This window comes from Myxococcus dinghuensis, from assembly GCF_024198235.1.
Classification (GTDB): domain Bacteria; phylum Myxococcota; class Myxococcia; order Myxococcales; family Myxococcaceae; genus Myxococcus; species Myxococcus dinghuensis.
The window spans coordinates 388,528-409,695 of sequence record NZ_JAKCFB010000002.1; the positions used below are offsets into that span (position 1 = coordinate 388,528).

Here is a 21,168-nt window from a genome sequence, read left to right on the forward strand (position 1 = left end):
GTCGCGGAGCCGAGGGACGCCGAGGGAGGGAGCGTTGGCTTCGACGGAAGAAGACTCCGGTGGAGTGATGTACCTGGGCACGCCACCGGAGCCCGCGGCGCGGGAGGCGCCGGAACGACCCGCCGTACACGAGGACCATCCGTGGGGCCCCGCGCCGGTGACGCCGCCGCCAGCCGTGTCCCTGGCGGACACGCTGCGTCCGGTGACGCCCCTGGCCCCCGTGTCTCCGCACGGCACGCTGCTGCAGGGCATCGCCACCCCCGCGCCGCCCCCCTCCCAGGTGCGGGGCCTGGTGCCCGGGCAGCTCGTGGCGCAGCGCTACCGCGTGGAGCGGTGGCTGGGCGCGGGGGGCAGCTCCACCGTCTACGAGGCCACCGACCTGTCGTTGAACCTCCGCGTGGCGCTCAAGGTGCTGGCCACGCCCCATGCGGAGGCGAACACGGTGGCGCGCTTCCGCCAGGAGGTGGAGCACGCGCGGGCGCTCGAACACGTCAACATCCTGCGCGTCTTCGACGTGGGCATGGACGGCGACCGCCACTTCCTCACGGTGGAGTTCCTGGAGGGCATGGACCTGCGCCAGCGGATGCTGGAGCGGCGCCCCACGCTCGGGGAGGCGCTGCGCTGGCTGACCCACGCCGCGGTGGCGCTGGAGCACGCGCACGGGCGCGGGGTGCTGCACCGGGACGTCAAGCCCGCCAACCTCTTCATCACCCGCACGGGCGTGCTCAAGCTGATGGACTTCGGCCTGGCCAAGAGCACCCACGTCGCGGGGACGACGACGCAGGGCGCGGTGCTCGGGACGCCGGAGTACATGGCCCCCGAGCAGGTCATGGGCAGCCCTCCCCTGTCCCCCTCCACGGACCTGTATGCCCTGGGCGTGGTGGCCTACGAGCTGTGCACCGGTCAGCTCCCGTTCCGCCACACGGACCCGGTGCCGCTGATGTTCCTGCACGTGCAGCAGCCGCCAGTCCCTCCCCGCACGCTGTGCCCCGGACTGCCGGAGCCCTTCGAGCGCGTCATCCTGAAGCTGCTGGAGAAGCAGCCGGAGCATCGCTACGCGAACGCGGGCGAGCTGCGCTCCGCCCTCGCGAAGCTGTGGCCCTGGGCCTTCAACGAGGCGGCGGCAAGAGGATGACGGGGACGGCGGTCCTCGGTGGCCGCGTCACGCGGGGGGCGACGCCCGGCTGCTGACACAGCAGGACCGAGCGCCCCCCTCCCGGATGGATCCGGCAGCACCACGCGCTTCCAGCCCGGCTCCTCGGCCACCACCCTCCAACACGGAGGCGGCGCCGCCGAGAGCCACAGCACGCCCACCCACGGCAGGACGGGCACCATGTCAGCGCCTCCCACGGCCGCGCCCTGGAGCGACGAGGGAGACCTCGACTCCGTTCCGATGCTCGTCCCCGGTCGTGGTCGTTCCGCGCATCCGTCCCTCCCGCCCCATCGTGGCGTGTGGAGGGGACGCGATTGCACGGGGCCGGCCAGCACCTGACGTCGTGTCGCTTCGCGGGGTTGGTCGCGGGCACGGCGACGTCCGTGTGCAGCACCGCGCACACCGCGCCCTCCGTCCTGCACACCGCGAGCGGGTCAGGACTCCAGGGCGGCCTTGCCAGGGGCCAACAGGAACAGCCCCAGCGACACCAGCGCCGCCAGCGAGCCGGCGAGGGCGAACTGGGCGGCGAAGTGTCCTCGCGCCAGCGCGAGGGCGGCCACCGTCAACGAGCCCCCCAGGAGGCGCGTCGCATAGAGGCTGCTGGTGACGATGCCCCGATGGTGCCAGGGCGCGCGCGACTGGGGGCCGATGAGCGACGTGCTCGCGGCCGGCCCCAGGCCCATGCCCAGCACGGCCAGGGAGACCAGCGCGGCGAACATGCCCAGCTCCAGCGCGGCCGTCAGGGCCAGCAGCGCCGCGCCCGTGGCCGCCACGGCGAAGCCCACGCCCGCGCTCAGCCGCATCCCACCGCGCACCAGGAGCTTCACGCCGAACGACGAGCCCACCGACCAGCCCAGCAGCATGGGCAGGAGCGCCACGCCCGCGACGAGGGGCGTCTGTCCGCCCTTCTCCGTCATCCACAGGGGCACCCACGCGGCCATGCTGTAGAGCAGCGCGCCACCGGCGATGCCACCCGCGACGCCGCACAGCACCGTCCGGTCCGTCAGCAGCTCCATGGGCATGAGCGGCGCCGTCGAGCCGCGCTGCTGACGCACCAGCACCGTCCCCAACACGAGCGCACCCGCGAGGCAGACCCACCGCAGCCCGGCCTGTCCCGGCTCCAGCGAGAACAACAACATCGCGGCGGAACTCCCGGCGAGCACCGGCCCCCAGCGGTCCAGTTGCACGTCCGTGCGGCGCGGTGGGTCGCGGTAGGAGATGTACAGCAGCAGGGCCGCGAAGAGGCCCACGGGCACGTTGACCAGGAACACCCACCGCCACGAGGCGTGCATCACCAACCAGCCGCCGATGAGCGGCCCCACGGCGTTGCCGGCGCCCCAGGCCCCCGTGAAGAGGCCCTGCACCGCGGCGCGCTCGCGCAGCGTGTAGAGGTCCGCGCTGATGGTGAGCGTGGTGGGCTGGAGGGCGCCCGCGCCCAGGCCCTGCAGCACGCGGAAGGCGATGAGCCCCTCCACGGACTGGGAGAGCCCGCAGAGCGCGGACCCCACCAGGAACAGCCCCATGCCGGCGAAGAACACGGGCTTGCGGCCGAGCCGGTCCGCCAGCTTGCCGGAGATGAGCACGCCCACGGTGGACGCGAAGAGGAAGGCGGAGAAGACCCACGAGTAGAGGTGCTGTCCGCCCAGCTCCCGGGTGATGGTGGGCATGGCGCTCGTCACGACCGTGCCCTCGAAGGCGCTGACCACCAGGGCCAGCAGCACCGCTCCGGTGGCCATCCGCCGCGCCGTTCCAGGCTGGCCCGAGGTCACCGGCTCCACCGACACGCCACTTCCATCCATGGCCCCACGTCTAACCGGAGGGCCCCCATGCGGAAACCGCAACTTCCGCATAGACTTCTTGCGAGTTCCGCATGACCCACGAACAACTCCAGGCGTTCCTCCGAGTCGCCCAGGAAGGCCGCCTGTCCACCGCGGCCCGAGGGCTGGGCCTGTCGCAGTCCGGCCTGTCGCGACAGCTCCAGGCCCTGGAGGCCGAGCTGGGCACGCGCCTGCTCGTCCGCACGCCCGTCGGCACCGTGCTGACGGACGCGGGCGAGCGCTTCCTCCCCCATGCACGACGCGCGGTGGATGCGCTGGTGGCGGGCAGCGCGGAGCTGGGGCGGCTGTCCGGGACGCCCCGGGGCTCGGTGACGCTGGGCACCCTGCACACCGTGGGCGCGTACCTGCTCCCCGACATCCTCCCCGCGTTCGCGCGGGAGTACCCCGAGGTGCGCCCCCGACTCAGCGAGGGCATGGCGGCGGTGCTGGAGGAAGGGGTCGCGCACGGCACGCTGGACCTGGCCATCCTCTCCCTGCCGGTGCGCCGCGCGGACCTGGTGTCCCAGAAGCTGTGGGAGGAGCCGTTGATGCTGGCGGTGCCGCGGGGTCATCGCCTGACGAAGGTGGGCGGGCCGGTGGCGCTGGCGGACGTGGTGGAGGAGACGTGGGTGGTCATCCCCAGCATGAGCGGCACACGCGCGCTGGAGGCGGCGTGCGAGGCGCGCGGGGTGACGCCCCGGGTGGCGCTGGAGACGGACAACGCGGAGGCGATGCGCCGCATGGTGGAGCAGGGCCTGGGCGTGGCGCTCGTCCCGGAGCTGATGGCGCGCAAGCACCCGTCCCATCGGTTCGACGTGGTGCCCCTGGTCCGCAGCGGGCTGAAGCGCCAGGTGGCGCTGGTGCACCGGGGCGAGGGCTACCTGACGGCGGCGGCGCGGGCGATGAAGTCCTTCATCGTGGAGACGGTGCGCGCGATGCCGGAGCCCTGGGGCACGGGCAAGCGCGGCGCGGCCTCCCCCACCCAGCGCACGCGCTGAGCCTCCCACCCGCTCAAATCGCGTCGAACAGGTCCTCGACGAAGCGCCACCAGTCCCGCCACTCGTCGTCCGAAGCGGTGCGCGTCGGCTTCGCGGCGCCCTCCACGGGTCGCTCCCGGTGGCACGGAGCGGGTGCGGGCGGGAAGCGCTCCGCGCAACGGGCACAGGCGAGGCCGGGCACGACGCGCTGGCATTGGGTGAGCGGGTAGCGGTCCTTGCACCCCACGCAGACGAACTCCAGTCGAGGCAGCGCCTTGCGCGCGGCGCCCTCCTGCGTGGCGCGCGCGAACTGGGCATCCGACACGGAGTTGCCGCCGCACTCGATGCACGCCAGCAGCTCACACGCCCCCAGGCGGGCGAACCACAGCATCCCCGCACAGGCCGGGCACTTCGCTGCGGGCTGCTCCCGCGTCATCTCCGGCGTGCCCTGCGTCCCCGCGACGAGGCCCAGCTCGCCCGCGTCGAACCACATCGCCTTGCAGGCGAAACAACGGTCGAGCAGCACCCGGTCCGCCAGGAGCGGCTGGAGCGGGGCGCGACAGGAAGGACATGCACGGGCGGGCATCGGCGCGGAGCCTAGGCCATCCCGGACACACGCGCCGCTCCCGCGAAGGGCGCCGGCCCGCTGCTAGAGTCCCCCGCATGAAGCGGCTCCTCCCCGTCCTCCTCGCGGTCCTCGCGGGCTGCGCCACCACGCCCACACGCGCCCCCGCGCACGCGGTGTTCATCCAGAACGACTACGCCGCGGCGCTCGCCCAGGCCCGCGCGGAGGACAAGCCCCTCTTCATCGACTACCACGCCATCTGGTGCCCGCCGTGCCGGACCCTGGAGGCCCAGGTCTTCACCGCCCCCGCCTTCGTCGAGCGGGCGCGGGACTACGTCCTCCTCTCGGTGGACGTGGATGACCCGGTCAACGAGCCGTTCCTCGAGCGCTTCCCGGTGAACAACCTGCCCACCCTGCTCGTGCTCGACGCCGAGACGGAGACGCCCGCGCTGCGCTGGATGGGGGGCGTCGGCCTGGAGGACGTCCTGGCCCTCCTGGACGATGCCCAACGCGCGCTGCACGCGCGCCTGTCGGGACCGGAGCAGCTCCTGCTCGAGGGAGACCGCGCGTACGCCCGGCGGGAGCACGCGCTGGCGGCGGCGAAGTACCAGGAGGCGGTGGCGCGGAGCGCCAGGGATTGGAACCGGCGAGGCCGGGCGGTGGAGTCCGCGCTCAACGCGCTCTGGAACGCGGAGCACTTCCAGGCCTGCGCGGAGTACGCGGTCCAGGAGGTCCCAGGCCTCGCGGCCGAGGAGCAGGTGGACGCGGCGAGCTTCGGGTACGCCTGCGCCCGGTACGCAGAGGAGCCCAAGCCATGGGCGGCTCCAGCCCAGAAGGCCCTGGAGCCCGCTATCGAGAAGGCCTTCGAGCAGGCCCAGCGGAGCGGCGCGAAGAGCCAGGTCTGGCTCTATGGCTCCATGGCGGAGCTGCTCGGGGAACGCGGGGACGAGGAAGGCGCCAGACGACTCTCCGAGAAGCACTACGCGGAGGTCCTCGCGCACCGTGCGAAGGAGACCACCGCCCAGGGCCGAGCGGCCTGGGACCCGCAGCTCTACAGCGCCGCGGAGTCGAGCGGACACCTGGCGGACACCCTCGAGCTCTTCGCCCGGAGCGAACACGAGCTCCCTGGCGACTTCTCCGCCAGCACCCGCGTGGCCGCGAACCTCCGCGAGCTCGGCCGCTACGACGAGGCGCTGGCCGCGACGGACCGCGCGCTGAAGCTCGCCCAGGGTGGACGCAGGCTGGCGGTCTGGCTGAGCCGGGCCCGCACGTTGGAGCGCGCGGGACGCAAGGCCGAGGCCCGCGCGGACTTGAAGACGGCGCTCGCGGAGGCGGAGCGGCTGCCCAGGATGCAACGCGAGTTCTCCCAGTACGCGGTGGACGCGGTGCGGTCCGCGCTGTCCGGGCTCGAGGAGGCGAAGTAGCCCCCCTCCCCTACCGCTGCAGGCTCTTCGTCTTCTTCGCCTTCGTCGGCGCCGCGGGACGGGGAGCCTCCTCGACGGGGGCCCGGGCGGAGGCGGCCTCCTCCTTCATCACGTTGGCCTCCTTCCGGTAGTACTGCTTGAGGTGGTCCTTGAGGTAGCGACCGGTGTGCGACCCGGCGGTCTCCGTCAGCGTCTGCACCGGCCCGGCGAAGACCACGTCGCCGCCCCGGTCTCCCCCCTCCGGCCCCATGTCCACCACGTAGTGGGCCTGCCCAATCACATCGAGGTTGTGCTCGATGATGATGACGGTGTGGCCCGCCTCCAGCAGTTGGTTGAACAGCTTCAGGAGGTGACGGATGTCCGCGAAGTGCAGCCCGCGCGTGGGCTCGTCGAAGATGAACAGGCACCGGTTCTTCTTCTGCCGCAGCAGCTCCGCGGCCAGGTTGAGCCGCTGGGCCTCTCCGCCCGACAGGGTCACCGTGGAGCTCCCCAGCACCAGGTAGCCCAGCCCGAAGTCCCGCAGGTACGTCAACGCCTGGACGATGGTCGCGTCCTGCTTCGGCGTGAAGAACGACAGGGCCTCCTCCACCGACAGGCTGAGCACCTCGTGGATGTTCCTCCCGTTCAGCTTCACCTCGAGCACGGGCTCCTGGAACTTCCGGCCGCCGCAGTCGTCGCAGACGACGTACTCGCTCTCGAAGATGGACATGTCGATCTCGAGCGAGCCCTGGCCCTTGCACGTCTCGCAGCGTCCCCCCGCCACGTTGCTGCTGAAGTGCGTCTTGTCGAAGCCCTTCTTCGACGACTCGGGCAGCGAGGCGAACAGGTCGCGGATGGCGTCGCTGATGCCCAGGTACGTCACCAGCGTGCTGCGACTGGAGCGACCGATGGGCTTCTGCTCGACGTACGTCACCTCGTCCAGCCCGTCGAGCCCCTTCAACGACGCGCCCACGTCCCGCTTCGCCGCCCGCGCGGTGAGCACCCGCAGCGCCTCGTCTCGCAGCGAGCCGATCAACGAGCTCTTGCCGGAGCCGGACAGCCCCGTGACGCAGGACAGCGCGTTGAGCGGGAAGGCGACCTTGGCCACCTTCAGGTTGTTGCGCTGGAAGTCCGTCATCGTCAGCCAGCCTTGCAGGTCCGGCCGGCGCTCCAGCGCGAACTGGCGGTTCTTCATGCACGCGGCCGTCTGGGAGCGGGGGCTCGCCATCAGCTCCTCGTACGTCCCCTCGAAGACCAGCTCCCCTCCCCGAGCCCCCGCGCCCGGACCCATCTCGATGAGCCAGTCCGCCGCGCGAATCAAAGTCTCGTCGTGCTCGATGACGATGACCGTGTTGCCCAAATCCCGGAGCCGGCGCAGCGTCTCCAAGAGCTTCACCGTGTCGTGCTCGTGGAGCCCGATGGTGGGCTCGTCCAGCACGTACATGACGCCGGTGAGGTCGGACGCCACGTGCTGGGCCAGGAGCAGGCGCTGGAGCTCACCGCCGGAGAGCGTGTTCACCGCCCGATCCAGCGCCAGGTGCCCCAGCCCCACGTCCTCGATGTTCTGGCACTGCTTCTGGATGGCCTGGGCCACCTCGCGGACCTGGGCCGGGAACTTCCCACCCTGGAGGCGGGAGACCAGCTCACCGATGGTCATGTGCTGGAAGTCGCCGAAGCGCAGCGCTCCCACGGTGACGGCCATCGACTCCTTGCGCAGCCGCCCACCCTCGCACGCGGCGCAATGGGCATCGCCGATGTAGCGCTGGAGCGCCTGCTGCCGCGCGGGCGACGAGGTCGACTTGTACAGCCGCTCCATGTACCCGAGGATGCCGTCGTACGAGAACTCGTTGGTCACCTTGCGCACCTGGATGCGGTAGACCTTGTCCGAGCCGCGCAGCACCCGGTTCTTCTGCGCCGGGGTGAGCTTCGAGAAGGGCACGTCCAGGCGGATGCCCTCGTCCTCGCACATGGCCTCGAAGACCTTGCGCTGACTGGGGATGCTGAACGTCCCCGGCTCCGCGTTGTCCCAGATCCACTCCAGCGACTTGGAGGGGTCCGGCACCAGCAGGTCCGCGCTGAACGACGGCAGCCGGCCCAGGCCGTTGCACGTCAGGCACTTGCCCTCCTTGCGGTTGGCGCTGAACTGCCGGGGCGTGAGCGGCTCGGCGAAGCAGCCACAGTCGCCACACTGGAGCTTCTTGTCCACCGGCCCCAGACACGCCGGGCACACGGGCGTCCCGCCACGCGCGAAGAACAGGCGCATCAGCCCGTCCATGCCGGAGAGCGTGCCGATGGTGGAGCGGGGGTTGCTGAGCCGGTTGACGGACTGTTTGAGGGCCACCGGCGGCTGCGTGCCGCTGACGCGCTCGACCTGGAAGTCCCCCTCCCCCATGTCGAACGAGCGGCTGGAGAGCGCGCCGAGGTACAGCGACTTCGAATAGTAGAAGAGCGTGTCGATGACCAGGGACGACTTCCCCGAACCGGACACGCCCGTCACCACCACCAGCTTCCCCTTCGGGATGGAGACCGAGAGGTTCTTCAGGTTGTGGGTGTTCACGCCTTCCAGACGAATGTGCTCACTCGACATCGCGGCTGCCCTCCGGGAGCTGGGCTCAGCAATCCTTCAACGACTCGAACGCGCGCTTCTCCAGTTGGCTCACCTTCTGGAGTGACTCCACCAACGGTTCGACGAGCGCCTCCGCCCGCGCGCGGCGCCCCTCCGCCCCCAGCGACATCAACTGCTGCCCCAGCGCGCTCCACACCTCGCCGCTCTCCGCCAACGTCCGGGCCGCGCCCGCATAGACGTCCCGGCCGGTGGCCTCGCCCACCGCCGTCAGGAAGCGGCTGAGCATCGGCCGGAACAGGCCACCCCCCGTGCCGAACAGTTCGATCTGCCGCCCCAGGTAGACGAGCTGCCGTGTCAGCGCGTCGCACTCCACCTGCTTGCCGCGCAGGTCGACGTCGACCACGTCCCCCACCTTCGTCGCCGGCCACTTGCGGGCCGCGTCCTGCAACATCTTGATGCCGGGAAGGCCGAAGTTGCGCAGGTCCGGGCGCAGCACCTCGCGGCAGATGTTCCGCACCGCCACCGGCCCCACCTTGTCCAGCTTGGGCGCGCCCTTGGGCGCGTTGACGACGTAGCAGCGGTTCTCCGGGTTGATGGGCGGCGACAACCGGCTGGAGCGCGCCCGCACCAGTTGCTCCGCGTCCACCCACTGCGGCTCCGCGAAGGCCGGGTCGGACACCTGGAAGCTGCCCGCCCCCGGGTCGTACCCGACGATGTTCACGAAGTAGCCGCCGAAGGAGACCTTGCCCTGCAGCTTCCAGTAGTCGAGCTGGCCGATGTCCAGCCGCGCCACCACCACCTGGCGCTTCTCCAGCAAGGAGATGAGCGGCGCGGCGCCCGCGTCCTTGTGCTGGTCCACCTGGATGCCCATCAACCGCGCGGCCTGGAGCGGGAAGAGCGTCTGCTTGCCCACCACGATGTCCGGCTCGTCGAGCGGCGAGGCGAAGTAGGACAGCCCGAACGCGCCATCCAGCCCGAACAGCACGCTCTCGTCCACCTCGGTGCCCAGCGCACTCAGGATGTTGCGCTGGCAGGCGGACTCGCAGTGAAGACCCTGCTGGTGGCGGTAGCGCTCCAGGACACTCGAGGCATTCATGGTCAGTGCTCCAACGTCATCAAGGACTTCCGTTGCTTCTCGTCCAGCCGCTCGATGGCGTAGCGCAGCGTGTCCCGATGAATCGTCTGGATGTGTGACTCGATGAACTCCACCACCGCGGGGCGGTGATGGTCCGCCGCCACCTTCAGCAGCCAACCCACACTCTTCTGGACGTATGGCTCCGGGTCTTCCAACAGGCGACGCGCATTCCCGAGGATGTGGTCGAGCGGGAGCCGATACGGGGTCGAGCCGATCTTCCGGCTCACGAACTTCACCAGTGCCACGTTCGCCGCCCGGCGACACCAGGGGGACGACGACTCAGTCCAGTCCTGAATCCTGCCCAGCGACTCCACGCGGGAGAGGAAGAACGGATAGAGCACCGTCAGACAGAGGTCGTCGCACTGTGCCCAGTTCCGGACGTAGCGCTCCAGCCAGAACCGGAAGCGCGCCAGCAGCGCCTCGTCATAGGAGCGCCGCACCAGCTTGCGCAGGAGCGCGAAGCCCAGCAGCACCTCCTCGTGATGGTACGACCGGGCCAGCACCGCCTCCGCCAGCGCCAGGCGCACCTCCGGCCCCAGGAGGTGGTGCTCCGCCACGAAGTCGTCCGCGAGCACGCGCACGCCCGCGTTGGTGACGCCCAGCGCGTGGATGTCGTCCGGGAAGTAGCGCCGCGTCGACGCGGCCACGTGGGGGGCCGCCCGGGCCCGCAGAGCCGCGAGCAGCCGCTCCACGGTGGCCTCCAGCGGGGCCGCCTCCGGCGCCTCCTTCCGCGCGCTCCGGGCCCGCGTCACGTGCAGTTGCCCGCCGCGCTGCGCGCCTGCGCGACCGTCCGGGAGAAGTCCCCGCTGGCCTTCAGCACGGGCAGCTTCGTCTCGGAGGAGGGCTCGTCGGCCTCGCCCCAGACCTCCAGGCGCGGCAGGCTCTTCATCACGTAGTTGTACTCCTCGTGCATGTCGCGCACGCGCTTGACGACCTCCACCGAGCGGTCCACCAGGCGCTGGCCCTTGATGCCCCACCACAGATACCAGTTCTTGTGGCGCAGGTAGGCGTTGCGCACGTAGTCGAGCGTCTCCGGGTCCGCCAGCGTGTCCGGCTCCACGTAGAACGTGGGGATGAACATGTTGTGGTTCTCCGAGATGATGCCCGCCTTGATGGCCTGCCGCTGCAGCTTGGTCTTGCTCAGGATGCGGATGCCCAGGTTGGCGTAGATCTGCGCGGGCCGCAGGTACTTCTCCGTGAAGTCGATGGACTCGCGCAGCGCCTTGGGCGACTCCCCGGGGCCTCCCAGGAAGACGCAGTGGGTGTGCTCCAGCTTGCTCTTGGTGAACAGCTGGTCGATCTCCAGCACCCGGGCCATGTCGAAGCCCTTCATGAGCTGCTCGAGCGCCTCGTCGGTGAAGGCGTCCGTGCCCAGGTCCACGCGGATGCAGCCGGCGCGCTCCAGCAGGTCCACGAACTCGGGGGTTATCGCGTTGGGCGTGAGCTGGCAGTACCAGGGGACCTTGAGCTCCGCGCGAATCATCTCCGTGCAGACCTCCATGGCGTAGTCGAGCGGGTAGTTGAACGTCGCGTCGACGATCTCGAACTCCCGCACCTGGGGGTTGTCGCGCATCGCCCGCTTGATTTCGTCCACCACCTGCCGCGGCTCCTTGAAGCGGTTGCCGCGCCCCTCCGTCTTCTTGATGATGCAGTACGAGCAGTACATCTTGCAGCCGCGCTTGGTCTGCAGCGTCTCGATGGCGGGCTGGTAGTCGCGCGTCAGGTCGCTGGCGGCGGCCACCGTCTCCTCGAAGTAGCGCGGGTCGTAGATGCTGCGGTCGGGCTCCAGCCGCGTCACGTCCACCGTGCCGGAGGGTGGGTTGAGCGCGAGCTTGCCGTCCCGCATGTAGCAGAGGCCGGCGATCTGGCCCAGGTTCCCCAACCCCGTCTCCAGATAGGACGCGAGCTGGACGATGGCGTCCTCCCCCTCTCCCGCGATGCCGTAGTCCGGACGCGAGTACTCGAAGAAGGAGCGGGGCTCCACGGAGAAGCCACTGCCGCCAATCACCACCTTGGCGGACGTGTACTTGCGCACCGCCTGCACGATTTTGTGCGTCATCGGCCCGAAGAAGATGGGGTCGATGAAGGTGAGGTTGTCGAGGTTGCGCACCGCGACGCCCACCAGGTCGTAGGGGGTCTGCTTGAGCTTCTCGCAGACGGCCTTGAGCTCGCGCGACTCCCACAGGAGGTCGAGCACGTGGACCTCGTGCCCGGCCGCCTTGAGCGCGGCGCTGATGTACGCCATTCCAATGGGGAGCGCGGGCCGGGGCACGCGAATCTTGTTCGTGGAGATCAACAATACGCGCATGGGAGTCCTCCGCTCCGTGTCTTCAGCTTCCCAGGCGGGCCACCGCGGCGGCCCGCGTCTCCCGCCAGTACGTCCGGGGCTCGAGGTCCCCCAGCAACGAGCGCTCCTTGCGGTACTTGCGCAGCCGGCGCACGTCGAGCTCGACGGTCCGCAGGCCCTCGTCCCGCTCCATCACCAGCAGGTGCTCGTCCCCGTCGACGAAGTCGAACTTCTCCTGCTCCAGGAACAGCGGGTCCGCGAGCACCTCGCTGCCGCCCATGTAGCTGAAGCCGGCGAAGGTGTTGGACCCCAGGCCGGAGACGAAGAGCAGGTAGCTCTGCGACTCGATGACCCGCGCCGGCAACAACTGCCGGGTGACGTACGCGTACTGCTCCGGAATCAGCGCCGAGCAGACGATGATGTCCGCCCCCCGGCGGTACAGCTCGCGGGTGGCCTCCGGGAAGTTCACGTCGTAGCCCTGGAGCATCCCGATGCGGCCCACCGGCGTCTCGAAGACCTCGAAGGTGTCCCCCGTCGCCAGGTACTGCTTCTCCAATTCGAAGCAGTGGACGCGGCGGTACTTGCCCAGCAGCTCCCCCGTCGGCCCGATGAGCACCGACGTGCTGTAGTGTGTCTCGCCGTCCTTCTCCAGGAGCCCCGCCACGAGGTGCACGCCGCCCTGCCGGGCCAGCTCGCCCAGGCGCGCCGTGCACTCGCCCGGAATCGTCACCGCGACCTCGGACACCTCGAGGATGTTCCCCGAGGTGAGGAACGCCTCCGGCAGGCAGACGAGCTGGGCGCCCTCCTCGATGGCCTGGAGGATGTAGCGCTCCGCCCGCTTCATGTTCCCGGCGCTGCGGCTCAGCTTGCACTCGAGCTGGATGACCGCCGCCTTCACCGTCCCGACGGATTCCATGGGCGGCTCACAGGTCGAGGGACCGGGAGGACACGATGAGCCCCAGGTCCTCCTCGTAGATGCGCCAGTCCGGGAGGCCCGCCTCGTTCAGCAGCTGCCGCACGTCCTCCGGCGAGTACGAGGCGCCCAGCGCCGTCATGAAGTCCCTGGCGCCGTCCTTGAGGAACTGGAGCACGAAGGTGATGTGCCCCTCGTCCGCCAGGCGGTTCATGTCCTCGATGAGGACGATGCCGTCGGGCTTGCAGATGCGCTGGCACTCCTTGAGCGTCTCCACGGGGCGCTTCCACATGTGCAGCGACGAGAAGGAGAACACGATGTCCGCGGACTGGTCCGCGAAGGGCAGCTTGTTGAGCTTGCCCAGCTCGAACTCCACGTTGGCGCGCGTGTTCGCCCAGACGGACAGGTTGAGGTTCTCCTCCGCCACCTCCAGGAGGTTGCGGTTCTCCTCGATGCCGGAGACGGCGATGCCCGGGTTCTTCCCGCCGATGTAGAGCGACAGCAGGCCCGTGTTGACGCCCACGTCGACGATGTCCGTCATCCCCGCCTTGACGAGCTCGAGGATGCGCTTGGCGGGCTTCTGGTAGGCCATCAGCGCGGACTTGCGCATGCTCAGGTCGTACTGCCGCACCCCGTTGATGTCCGAGAACGGCTGGGACTCGGGAATGCGCTCACGCAGGTTGTACATGCTTTCCATGTCAGGCTCCTCTCCGGTCCTCAGCGGGCGGAGGCGTTCTTCAGGAACGGGGTGATGTCCGCTCCCAGGTGCTGCGGGAAGCGCTTGAACTCCTCCGAGTAGAAAGCCTTCGAGATGTTGTCGAGGAAGTACCAGCCCTTGGGCCCGGTCACCTCCAGGCCGTGCTCCGTCATGGTGACGAGGCCCTTCTCCTGGAGGTCTTCGATCTCCTTCTTGAACAGCGACGCGAAGTCCACGCCGTGCAGCTCCTTGAAGCGCTTGCGGTCCACGCGCGAGGCCTTCACGCCCAGCACCATGGCGCGGCGGATGGCCTCCTCCTTGGAGATGTGCTGCCCCATGGAGATGGGCAGGCGGCCGGAGTTCACGATGTCGATGTAGCGGTCGATGTTCGGCTCGTTGAAGTACCAGTGCTTGCGCAGGTGGCCCGTCGCCGTGGGGCCCAGCGGGATGATGGGGATGTCCTCGCTCCAGGACAGGTGGCCGTAGCGCGGCTGGAAGCCGGGCTTGGCGAAGCAGTCGCCGTAGTAGCCCGCGAAGCCGTTCGCGGAGAGCTTGCGCGCGGCGAACAGGAACATCTCGTCCACCATCTCCCTGGACGGCACGGGCGGCAGCTTGCGCCGCTTGGTGCTCACCTGCGCGAACTCCATGTACGTGTAGAACGAGACGCAGGTGACGCCCAGCTCGATGGCCTTGTCGAGGCTGTACTCCCAGCTCTCCATCGTCTGGCCGTTGAGCCCGTGCATCAGGTCGATGTTCACGTTCTTGAAGCCCGCGTCCTGCACCAGCTTGATGGCGTCCATGATGAGCTGCGGGTCGCCGGGCCGGCCGATGTCCTCCAGCTCCTGCTTCACGAAGGTCTGCACGCCCAGGCTGATGCGGCGCACGCCCTTCTCCACCAGCGTGCGGGCCTTCTTCTCGTTGATGTCCACGGGCGTCGTCTCGATGGACAGCTCCACGTCCGGGCTCATGTTGAGCTCACCGAAGAGGTGGTCGAGCATCTCCGCCAGTTGCTTGGAGGAGAACGACGTCGGGGTGCCACCGCCGATGTAGCCCAGCGTGATGAGGTGGTCCTTGATGTACGGCCGCCGGGCGTAGTTGGAGATCTCCAGCTTGAGCGCGTCGAGGAAGCGCTGCGTGATTCCGGAGTCCGTCTGGTGCTTGATGTACGGACAGGAGAAGCACAGGCGGTTGCAGAAGGGGATGTGCACGTAGACGCCCATGGGCGACTGCGTGAAGACATCCTCCTCGCGCACGGCCGCGTGCTTCGTCGGGTACTGGCGGACCCATTCGTTGTCCCGCTCCGGGTATTCCTTCCAGAAGGGAAGACTGTGCTTCGTCATATGAACTCCTTGGGTCCGACTTCAGGGGTGTGGGGTGTTCGGGTCAGCTCTGCGACGATTTCGGCGAGGGTGGGTTCGTAGCGGCGGACGGAGTGGAGCCGGATGCGGTGCCTCGCCAGCATCGCCACGGCCCGGGGGAGGGGGTCCGCGCCATCCTTGGCGCAGTACAGGCGCACGCGCTCCGGTCCGCGGTCCACGCGCAGGACGAAGTCCGCCGGCCCCTCGTCGTCGAAGAGCGCCCCCTGGACGCGCTCGGCGTCCAGGTCCGGGTCCTGGAGGCGCAGCTCCAGGCAGTGCTCGTCCGCCCGGGACGACGTGAGCGCGGCCACGGGGGCGAGGGCCACCTGCCGGCCCTCGCGGAGCACGAGCGCGTGCTCCGCCAGCGCGCGCACCTCCTCCAGGTGGTGCGTGGCCACCACCAGGCTCATCCCGCGGCCCTTCAGCTCCCGGATGAACGCCAGCAGCGTCTCGCGCGTCGGCGCGTCCAGGCCGCTCGTGGGCTCGTCCAGCACGAGCAGGTCCGGCGCATGGGCGATGGCGCAGACGATGTGGATCTTCCGCTGGTTGCCGCCGGACAGGCGGGTGGCGGGCTGGTCCTCATAGGCCTCCAGGCCCGCCAGGCGCACCAGGTCCGGGTAGCGCTCCGTGGGCACCCGCCGCATGCGCAGCTGGTGGCGCACGTAGTCGCCCACGGTGAGGTCGTCCGGCAGGCCCTTGAACTGCTGGACGAAGCCCACGCGCGTGCCCAGCTTGTTGAGCCAGCGTCCGGACGACGTGCCGCAGACGACGACCTCGCCGCTGTCCGGCCGGGTCAGCCCCGCCAGGATGCGCAGCAGGGTGGACTTGCCCGCGCCGTTGGCCCCGATGAGGGCGAGCCCCTGCCCCCGCTCCACCCGGAAGCCGATGGCCTCCAGCCGGAAGGCGGGCCCCAGCACCTTGCCGAGCCCCTCCACGCGGAGCACCTCGGGCGTGTCAGCCGTGGACATGGCGCTCATCCCTTCTGCACGCGGTGACGGAAGACGGCCATGGCACCCACCACCGCGACGAGCGCGTACACGGCGGACAGCCACAGGCTGCCGTGGATGAAGCGGGAGGGCTGGCCCGTCATCGCGTCCCGCAGGACGTCGATGTTCACGGACAGGGGCAGCCGGGCGACGACGGGCCCCAGCCGGCCGAAGCTCTCCAGCGGGAAGAACACGCCGCAGAAGTACGTGAGCGGGACGATGACCACGTTGGTGAGCAGCGAGAAGGACACCTCCGTGGTGAAGGTGGCCACCAGGATTCCCAGGCCCGCGAAGGCCAGGCTCTGGGTGAGCATCCCGTACGCGAGCAGCGGGTACGAGGCGACGTCCACGTCGAAGAGCGCCAGCGCCAGCGCCATGCTCACCACGAACTGCAGGGCGCACTTGAGGACCATGCCCACGAGCCGCCCCACCACGAAGCCCGCGAACGACAGGGGCGACAGGACGATGTCCTCGATGGTCCGCCGCTGCCGGTCCACGATGACGGCGTAGCCAATCGTGTACGTGCAACTGAACATGATGCCCACGCCGAGGATGCCCGGGAAGATGAAGGCGAAGTAGTTGTCGCCGCTCCCGGCGAAGCCCGGCATGCGCGCGGAGCCCAGCCCGAAGGAGAGGATCATCGACACCGACGTCAGGAGCGTGGCCACCACCACCAGGCGGTTGCGGAAGAACTGCACCAGGTCCATCCGCACCAGGTCCACCACGCCGCCCAGCCAGTCCCAGGCATTGGAGACGGCGGAGGTCATCTCGCACGCTCCAGGACGGGGTCCGGCTCGTCCATCCACAGCCGCTTGTAGTCCTCCAGCAGCGGCAGGTCCTTGCGCCGCTTGCGCAGCTCCCGCGCGAAGAGCGGCGCCTGGAGCACCTCCTCCCGCGTGCCCGCGCGCGCGAGCACGTCCGGCGCGCCCTCCCCGTCCTCCGCGTCCACCGTCCCGTCGACGATGAGGCTGCGCCCCATGTACTCCATCATCGCCAGCCGGTTGGCCCCCAGGCCGCTGGCGAAGACGAAGCCACACGAGTTCTCCGCCGCGCGCGCCCGGCACAGGCTCTCCACCGCCAGCGCGTAGCGCGAGAAGAGGCTGGCCACGCAGACGATGATGTCCGCGTCCTGGGCGAAGTAGCCGCGGCACGCCTCCGGGAAGCGCAGGTCGTAGCTGACGAGCAGCCCCAGCCGGCCCAGCTCCGTCTCGATGACGTGCCCACCCTCCCCCCGCGAGATGAAGTCCCCCTCGCCCTCCCACACGCAGGCGCGGCGGTAGCTGCCCGCCAGCCGGCCGTCCTGCCCGATGACGACCGCGCTGTCGAAGATGTCCCGGCCCGCCGCCTCCAGGAGGCCCGCGCACACGACCAGCTTCAGCCGCTGGGCCTGCTCCTGGAGCGCCTCCACGATGTGCCCGTCCAGCGGCTCCGCCATGCGCTTGACGCTGGGGAAGTTGAGGCCGGTGGCGAAGGTGGCCGGGAGGCAGATGAGGTTGGCCCCCTGGCCAGCGGCGCCCTGGATGAGCTGGGTCGCCGTGGCGAGGTTCGTGTCCCGGTCGTCCTGGAGGACCTTGAACTGGATGACGGCGACGTTCGTCGCCCGCCCCTTGAACAGGCTCATGTGCCGGACCTCCGCCGCGTGGCCTGGGACACCAGCGCCAGGCCGTCCTCGCCCTCGCCGAAGCGCGTCACCGTCCACTCCCCCGCCCACTCGCGGATGATGACCTCGAAGGCGGCGGTGTGCGTGGGCAGGTTCGCGTCGTGGTAGATGATGGCCTGCGTGCACTCCTTCAGGAGCATGAAGGCGTTGATGGAGCTGCTCGTGCGGTGGTCCCCGTCCACGAAGGCGACGTCGTAGGTGCGCGTGGGCACGAAGACGGGCACGTCGACGGCGTTGGCCCCCGGGCGGGTGCTCTCGTCGGACAGGTGGCTCGTCGTCACCGAGAACGCCTGGTTGTTGCGGCTGCCGAAGTACGCGCGCGTCTTCGTCACGCGCTCACGGAAGGGAGACACCATCACGTCGAAGATGGACTCGGTGTCCACCACCCCGTCCGACAGCCACGGGTCCACGCACTCCACCCGGGCGTCGGGCAGGCAGGACAGGAGCCACCGCGTGGAGACGCCGCAGTAGCTGCCCACCTCCAGCACCGTGTGGGGCGCCAACCAGCCCAGGAGCGATTCCAGGCGGGCCGCGTCCTGCTTCTTCAACGACGTCTGGAGTATCAGGCCGGCCGCGGAGGGGTAGCCCATCTGGAACTCCGTGGTCATCGATTTGAAGCGTCGCTTGCTCGCGAGCGTCGGCTCGAGCGCGGCGATGGGTCCATGCATCGGAGTTCCCCTCTCAATCCGTCCCGCAGGAGACGAGGCCCAGTTCGGTCATCGCGCCGTCCAGCGCGTCGATGAACGCATCGACGACCGGGCGGGTGACGTGGGCCGTGACCACGAGACGCAGGCAATTCGAGTAACGTTTGGACACCGAGATGATCCAATCCCAGCGCTCCAACAACTCCATCACCTGTACGGCAGCGGGCAGGTCGACGATGGCGATGTTCAGTTCAGGAGGGAGGAGCAGCGAGTAGCCGCGCGCGTTCAGCCGGTCGAGCAGGTAGCCCATGGTGTCGTAGTTGGTGCGCGTGGCCTCGACGAAGCCCTCCCACCCCAGGTGCTCGAGCACGGCGTAGGTGGCCAGCGCCGCGCCTCCGGGCCGGGTGCCCAGGAAGGTGCGGTGGGTGGGCGTGCGCGCGAAGAACGAGTCCAGGCTGATGAGGGATTGCAGCGCGGGGTCGCGGAAGAAGACGGCGCCCGCGGGCACGTTCACCAGGCCGTACTTGTGCGGGTCCAGGGTGATGGAGGTGACGCCGGGCAGCGAGAAGTCGAAGCGCGGCAGCGGGTGGCCCAGCTCGCGGGCGAACGGGATGATGAAGCCGCCGGTCGCCGCGTCGACGTGGAGGTAGAGGTCGCGCTCCAGGGCGAGCTGGCTCAACGCCTCGATGGGGTCCACCGACCCGAACTCGCTCGTCCCGGCCGTGCCGATGAGGGCGATGGTGCGCTCGTTGACGAGCGCCTCCGCGGCCTTCACGTCCATGCGCAGCCGCTTGTCCACCGGCGCGGTGCGCGGGGTGAGGCCGAGCAGGTCGAAGATCTTCTGGACGGAGTAGTGCACCGTCTCCGCGACGATGACCTCCGGGGGACCTGTGAGCCCGCCCCGGCGCTGGGTGGCGAGCTTGCGGGCCACGTACATCGCGAGCAGGTTGGCCTCCGTCCCGCCCGACACGAGGCTGCCCGCGCACGACTCCTTGCCGAGCAGCGTCCCCATGAGCGCCACGGCGCGGCGCTCGATGTCGTGGGTGCCCCGGAAGATGCGCACGTCGCCCAGGTTGGTGTCGATACCGGCCTGGAAGGCCTCCACCGCCAGCGGGTGGGGCCGCGTGCAGATGGAGTTGAGCACCCGCGACCAGGGCACGTCCTTCTCGCGCAGCGACCGGATGGAGGAGAGCACCTCTTCCTTCGGCAGACCCTTCCTTCTCATCACGCACCTCCTCTCAGGCAGCCTCGGTGGAGCGGTCGGCCGGGGCCGTCAGCGGCGCGTACAGCTCCGGCCGCCGGGCCCAGAGGCCGAACCAGAGCGTGTTCTTGAAGGACAGGTCGGCCTCGCGCTGGAGGGTCATGGTGTCGTCGGCCCACTCGGCGGTGAGGACCCCGGGCGCCTCGTCCGCCTGGGCCACGATGCGCTGCGGGAGCGCGAGCGTGCTGCCCCCGCCCACGGTGCTGGCGAAGGCCACCGCGACGCAGTTGAGGGTGGCGATGCCCCAGATGGCCGCCTTCTTCGACTCGCGGTTGCGCGTGCCCAGCGTGCCCGGCACGAGCACCAGGTGTGCCCCGCGCAGGCTCTGGATGCGCGAGGACTCCATCACCCAGAAGTCGTGGCCGAGCAAGAGCCCCACCTTGCCCTTGTCCGTGTCGAACAGGGGGAAGTCGGTCCCCGTCACCGGCGCCCCGCCCTCGTGGGGCTGGCGGACCGTGGCGCAGACGCGGCCGGCGCGGTCCAGCACGCGGGCGACGTTCACCACCCGGCCCTCGTGGTGCTCCAGCCACGAGCCCGTGGCGACGTACACCTCCAGCTCCCGGGCCAGGTGGGTGAACAGCTCCAGCGCGCGCCGGGAGCGCCCGGCGTCCGGCGGGGTGCGCGCGGGGTCGCCGAGCACGTGCTCGGGCAGCACGACGAAGTCGGTGCCGCGGGTGACGGACCGGCGCAGCTCGCGCTCGACCGCCTCCAACGTCGCCCCCGCGTCCGGAAGCCACGGGCTCTGGTGCACCTGCAATCTCATGGGACCGCCTTCCTCGTTCGTTGGGGTGTCCGCGCCAGGGGCCCTACCGGGCGCCGCTCGCGGTGGTCTGCGACATGCTCGTCCGCGTCTCCGCCACCAGGTCCCGCCCCTGGCCGACGAAGCCCTCCAGGACGCCGCCGTAGGCCTCCGGCCGGCGCAGGCCCAGGCCCTGCCAGGTGTCGTCGTCCGCGCGGCGCTCGCGCAGGGACAGGACGTGCTCCGCGGACAGGTCCACCACGAGCGAGTCGGAGCGGTCCTCCGCGCCTCGAGCCAGGAGCCCCAGGGGCGAGGCGGCGAGGCTCGTGCCCGCGAAGGCGACGCGAATCTGGCGCCCGCCGCGGATGCCGGTGATTTCTCCCACCGGGCTGGCGTAGACGAGGTTGACGCAGTTGAGGAACGCGGTGGCCCGGAAGGCGTTGATCATCGCGTCCAGGTTCTGCTTCAAGGACCCGCCGGGGATGAGCACGGTGTGGGCGCCCTTGAGGGCCAGCATCCGGATGGTCTCCGGCACCCAGAAGTCCGAGCAGACGGCGATGCCCAGCCGGCCCAGCTCGCAGTCGATGACGTCCACGCTGTTGCCCGGCCTGCACACCACCACCTCGTTGGCGAAGGCGTGCACCTTGTGCGCCCGGCCGACGATTTCACCCTGGCGGTCGAGCAGCACGGCGGTGTTGCAGTACCCGCCGTCCGGCAGCTCCTCCACCATGGAGCCCAGGAGGATGTGGACGCGGTGCTTGCGCGCCAGGGCGCGGAACAGCGTGGTGACGGGGCCGGGGATGCGGGTGTCGGTGATGCCCTTCAGGTCCGCCTGCCCCGGCATGTACCAGGCCGGCCCGAGGAAGAACTCGGGCAGGCAGACGAGGTCCAGCCCCATCCCCTGGCAGATCTCCTCGACCTGGTCGTAGACGAAGAAGACGTTCTCCGTCGGGTCCGCCCGCCACTGCGTCTGAACGATTCCGACCTTCATTGGGATGCTCTCCTCG

The 21,168-nt window shown here is 69.9% G+C and carries 19 protein-coding genes; 3 read left to right on the plus strand and 16 right to left on the minus strand.

Annotation, left to right across the window (positions count from 1 at the left end):
• Positions 1–67: 67 nt before the first annotated feature.
• Positions 68–1,135 (plus strand): serine/threonine-protein kinase, encoded by a 1,068-nt coding sequence (locus tag LZ198_RS04215; RefSeq protein WP_407667379.1) that lies wholly within the window; start codon positions 68–70, stop codon positions 1,133–1,135.
• 452 nt (positions 1,136–1,587) lie between these two features.
• On the opposite strand, the gene LZ198_RS04220 is transcribed toward LZ198_RS04215, so the two are convergent.
• Complete coding sequence (locus tag LZ198_RS04220; protein WP_253970560.1) at positions 1,588–2,952, minus strand: MFS transporter; 1,365 nt, start codon at positions 2,950–2,952, stop codon at positions 1,588–1,590.
• 71 nt (positions 2,953–3,023) lie between these two features.
• On the opposite strand from LZ198_RS04220, the gene LZ198_RS04225 reads away from it, so the two are divergent.
• The gene (locus LZ198_RS04225) at positions 3,024–3,968 is read left to right on the plus strand and encodes a LysR family transcriptional regulator (RefSeq protein ID WP_253970561.1); all 945 of its coding nucleotides are present in this window, start codon (positions 3,024–3,026) and stop codon (positions 3,966–3,968) included.
• Positions 3,969–3,981: 13 nt separating this feature from the next.
• Here LZ198_RS04225 and LZ198_RS04230 read toward each other — a convergent pair whose 3' ends face one another.
• Entirely contained in the window at positions 3,982–4,533 is a 552-nt protein-coding gene (locus LZ198_RS04230; RefSeq protein ID WP_253970562.1) for a TFIIB-type zinc ribbon-containing protein, read from the minus strand.
• Positions 4,534–4,610: 77 nt separating this feature from the next.
• On the opposite strand from LZ198_RS04230, the gene LZ198_RS04235 reads away from it, so the two are divergent.
• Positions 4,611–5,936 (plus strand): thioredoxin family protein, encoded by a 1,326-nt coding sequence (locus tag LZ198_RS04235; protein ID WP_253970563.1) that lies wholly within the window; start codon positions 4,611–4,613, stop codon positions 5,934–5,936.
• Between the two features lie 10 nt (positions 5,937–5,946).
• Here LZ198_RS04235 and LZ198_RS04240 read toward each other — a convergent pair whose 3' ends face one another.
• The 14 genes from LZ198_RS04240 to LZ198_RS04305 are packed head-to-tail and all read right to left on the minus strand — an operon-like array spanning position 5,947 to position 21,152.
• On the minus strand, positions 5,947–8,472 hold the full coding sequence (locus LZ198_RS04240) for an excinuclease ABC subunit UvrA (RefSeq protein ID WP_253970564.1): 2,526 nt from the start codon (positions 8,470–8,472) through the stop codon (positions 5,947–5,949).
• Between the two features lie 55 nt (positions 8,473–8,527).
• On the minus strand, positions 8,528–9,577 hold the full coding sequence (locus tag LZ198_RS04245; protein ID WP_253970565.1) for a BtrH N-terminal domain-containing protein: 1,050 nt from the start codon (positions 9,575–9,577) through the stop codon (positions 8,528–8,530).
• Between the two features lie 2 nt (positions 9,578–9,579).
• Positions 9,580–10,368: a DNA alkylation repair protein gene (locus LZ198_RS04250; RefSeq protein WP_253970566.1), complete on the minus strand. Its 789-nt coding sequence runs from the start codon at positions 10,366–10,368 to the stop codon at positions 9,580–9,582.
• On the minus strand, positions 10,365–11,924 hold the full coding sequence (locus tag LZ198_RS04255; protein ID WP_253970567.1) for a B12-binding domain-containing radical SAM protein: 1,560 nt from the start codon (positions 11,922–11,924) through the stop codon (positions 10,365–10,367). Before LZ198_RS04255 ends, LZ198_RS04250 begins: the two co-directional genes overlap by 4 nt.
• A 22-nt stretch (positions 11,925–11,946) precedes the next feature.
• Positions 11,947–12,819 carry a carbon-nitrogen hydrolase family protein gene (locus LZ198_RS04260; RefSeq protein ID WP_253970568.1) on the minus strand — a complete coding sequence of 291 codons (873 nt, stop codon included), beginning with the start codon at positions 12,817–12,819 and terminating at the stop codon, positions 11,947–11,949.
• 7 nt (positions 12,820–12,826) lie between these two features.
• The gene (locus LZ198_RS04265) at positions 12,827–13,513 is read right to left on the minus strand and encodes a class I SAM-dependent methyltransferase (RefSeq protein WP_253970569.1); all 687 of its coding nucleotides are present in this window, start codon (positions 13,511–13,513) and stop codon (positions 12,827–12,829) included.
• Positions 13,514–13,533: 20 nt separating this feature from the next.
• Positions 13,534–14,853: a coproporphyrinogen-III oxidase family protein gene (locus tag LZ198_RS04270; protein ID WP_253970570.1), complete on the minus strand. Its 1,320-nt coding sequence runs from the start codon at positions 14,851–14,853 to the stop codon at positions 13,534–13,536.
• Positions 14,850–15,839 carry an ABC transporter ATP-binding protein gene (locus tag LZ198_RS04275; RefSeq protein ID WP_253970571.1) on the minus strand — a complete coding sequence of 330 codons (990 nt, stop codon included), beginning with the start codon at positions 15,837–15,839 and terminating at the stop codon, positions 14,850–14,852. Before LZ198_RS04275 ends, LZ198_RS04270 begins: the two co-directional genes overlap by 4 nt.
• A 5-nt stretch (positions 15,840–15,844) precedes the next feature.
• The gene (locus LZ198_RS04280; protein WP_253970572.1) at positions 15,845–16,624 is read right to left on the minus strand and encodes an ABC transporter permease; all 780 of its coding nucleotides are present in this window, start codon (positions 16,622–16,624) and stop codon (positions 15,845–15,847) included.
• Entirely contained in the window at positions 16,621–17,478 is an 858-nt protein-coding gene (locus LZ198_RS04285; protein ID WP_253970573.1) for a carbon-nitrogen hydrolase family protein, read from the minus strand. The genes LZ198_RS04280 and LZ198_RS04285 overlap by 4 nt, the downstream gene beginning before the upstream one ends.
• Positions 17,475–18,185 (minus strand): class I SAM-dependent methyltransferase, encoded by a 711-nt coding sequence (locus LZ198_RS04290; RefSeq protein ID WP_253970574.1) that lies wholly within the window; start codon positions 18,183–18,185, stop codon positions 17,475–17,477. Before LZ198_RS04290 ends, LZ198_RS04285 begins: the two co-directional genes overlap by 4 nt.
• Positions 18,186–18,198: 13 nt before the next feature.
• Positions 18,199–19,386 (minus strand): tyrosine decarboxylase MfnA, encoded by a 1,188-nt coding sequence (gene mfnA, locus LZ198_RS04295; RefSeq protein ID WP_253970575.1) that lies wholly within the window; start codon positions 19,384–19,386, stop codon positions 18,199–18,201.
• Between the two features lie 13 nt (positions 19,387–19,399).
• A complete protein-coding gene (locus tag LZ198_RS04300) occupies positions 19,400–20,185 on the minus strand; it encodes a carbon-nitrogen hydrolase family protein (RefSeq protein WP_253970576.1) in 786 nt (261 codons plus the stop codon).
• Positions 20,186–20,228: 43 nt separating this feature from the next.
• Positions 20,229–21,152, minus strand: a complete 924-nt coding sequence (locus LZ198_RS04305; RefSeq protein ID WP_253970577.1) for a carbon-nitrogen hydrolase family protein — start codon at positions 21,150–21,152, stop codon at positions 20,229–20,231.
• Positions 21,153–21,168 lie beyond the last annotated feature (16 nt).

Coding starts and splice junctions, on each gene's coding strand:
- LZ198_RS04215 (WP_407667379.1), top strand. CDS start 68: ATGTACCTGGGCACGCCACCGGAGCCCGCGGCGCGGGAGGCGCCGGAA.
- LZ198_RS04220 (WP_253970560.1), bottom strand. CDS start 2,952: ATGGATGGAAGTGGCGTGTCGGTGGAGCCGGTGACCTCGGGCCAGCCT.
- LZ198_RS04225 (WP_253970561.1), top strand. CDS start 3,024: ATGACCCACGAACAACTCCAGGCGTTCCTCCGAGTCGCCCAGGAAGGC.
- LZ198_RS04230 (WP_253970562.1), bottom strand. CDS start 4,533: ATGCCCGCCCGTGCATGTCCTTCCTGTCGCGCCCCGCTCCAGCCGCTC.
- LZ198_RS04235 (WP_253970563.1), top strand. CDS start 4,611: ATGAAGCGGCTCCTCCCCGTCCTCCTCGCGGTCCTCGCGGGCTGCGCC.
- LZ198_RS04245 (WP_253970565.1), bottom strand. CDS start 9,577: ATGAATGCCTCGAGTGTCCTGGAGCGCTACCGCCACCAGCAGGGTCTT.
- LZ198_RS04255 (WP_253970567.1), bottom strand. CDS start 11,924: ATGCGCGTATTGTTGATCTCCACGAACAAGATTCGCGTGCCCCGGCCC.
- LZ198_RS04260 (WP_253970568.1), bottom strand. CDS start 12,819: ATGGAATCCGTCGGGACGGTGAAGGCGGCGGTCATCCAGCTCGAGTGC.
- LZ198_RS04265 (WP_253970569.1), bottom strand. CDS start 13,513: ATGGAAAGCATGTACAACCTGCGTGAGCGCATTCCCGAGTCCCAGCCG.
- LZ198_RS04270 (WP_253970570.1), bottom strand. CDS start 14,853: ATGACGAAGCACAGTCTTCCCTTCTGGAAGGAATACCCGGAGCGGGAC.
- LZ198_RS04275 (WP_253970571.1), bottom strand. CDS start 15,839: ATGTCCACGGCTGACACGCCCGAGGTGCTCCGCGTGGAGGGGCTCGGC.
- LZ198_RS04280 (WP_253970572.1), bottom strand. CDS start 16,624: ATGACCTCCGCCGTCTCCAATGCCTGGGACTGGCTGGGCGGCGTGGTG.
- LZ198_RS04285 (WP_253970573.1), bottom strand. CDS start 17,478: ATGAGCCTGTTCAAGGGGCGGGCGACGAACGTCGCCGTCATCCAGTTC.
- LZ198_RS04290 (WP_253970574.1), bottom strand. CDS start 18,185: ATGCATGGACCCATCGCCGCGCTCGAGCCGACGCTCGCGAGCAAGCGA.
- mfnA (WP_253970575.1), bottom strand. CDS start 19,386: ATGAGAAGGAAGGGTCTGCCGAAGGAAGAGGTGCTCTCCTCCATCCGG.
- LZ198_RS04300 (WP_253970576.1), bottom strand. CDS start 20,185: ATGAGATTGCAGGTGCACCAGAGCCCGTGGCTTCCGGACGCGGGGGCG.
- LZ198_RS04305 (WP_253970577.1), bottom strand. CDS start 21,152: ATGAAGGTCGGAATCGTTCAGACGCAGTGGCGGGCGGACCCGACGGAG.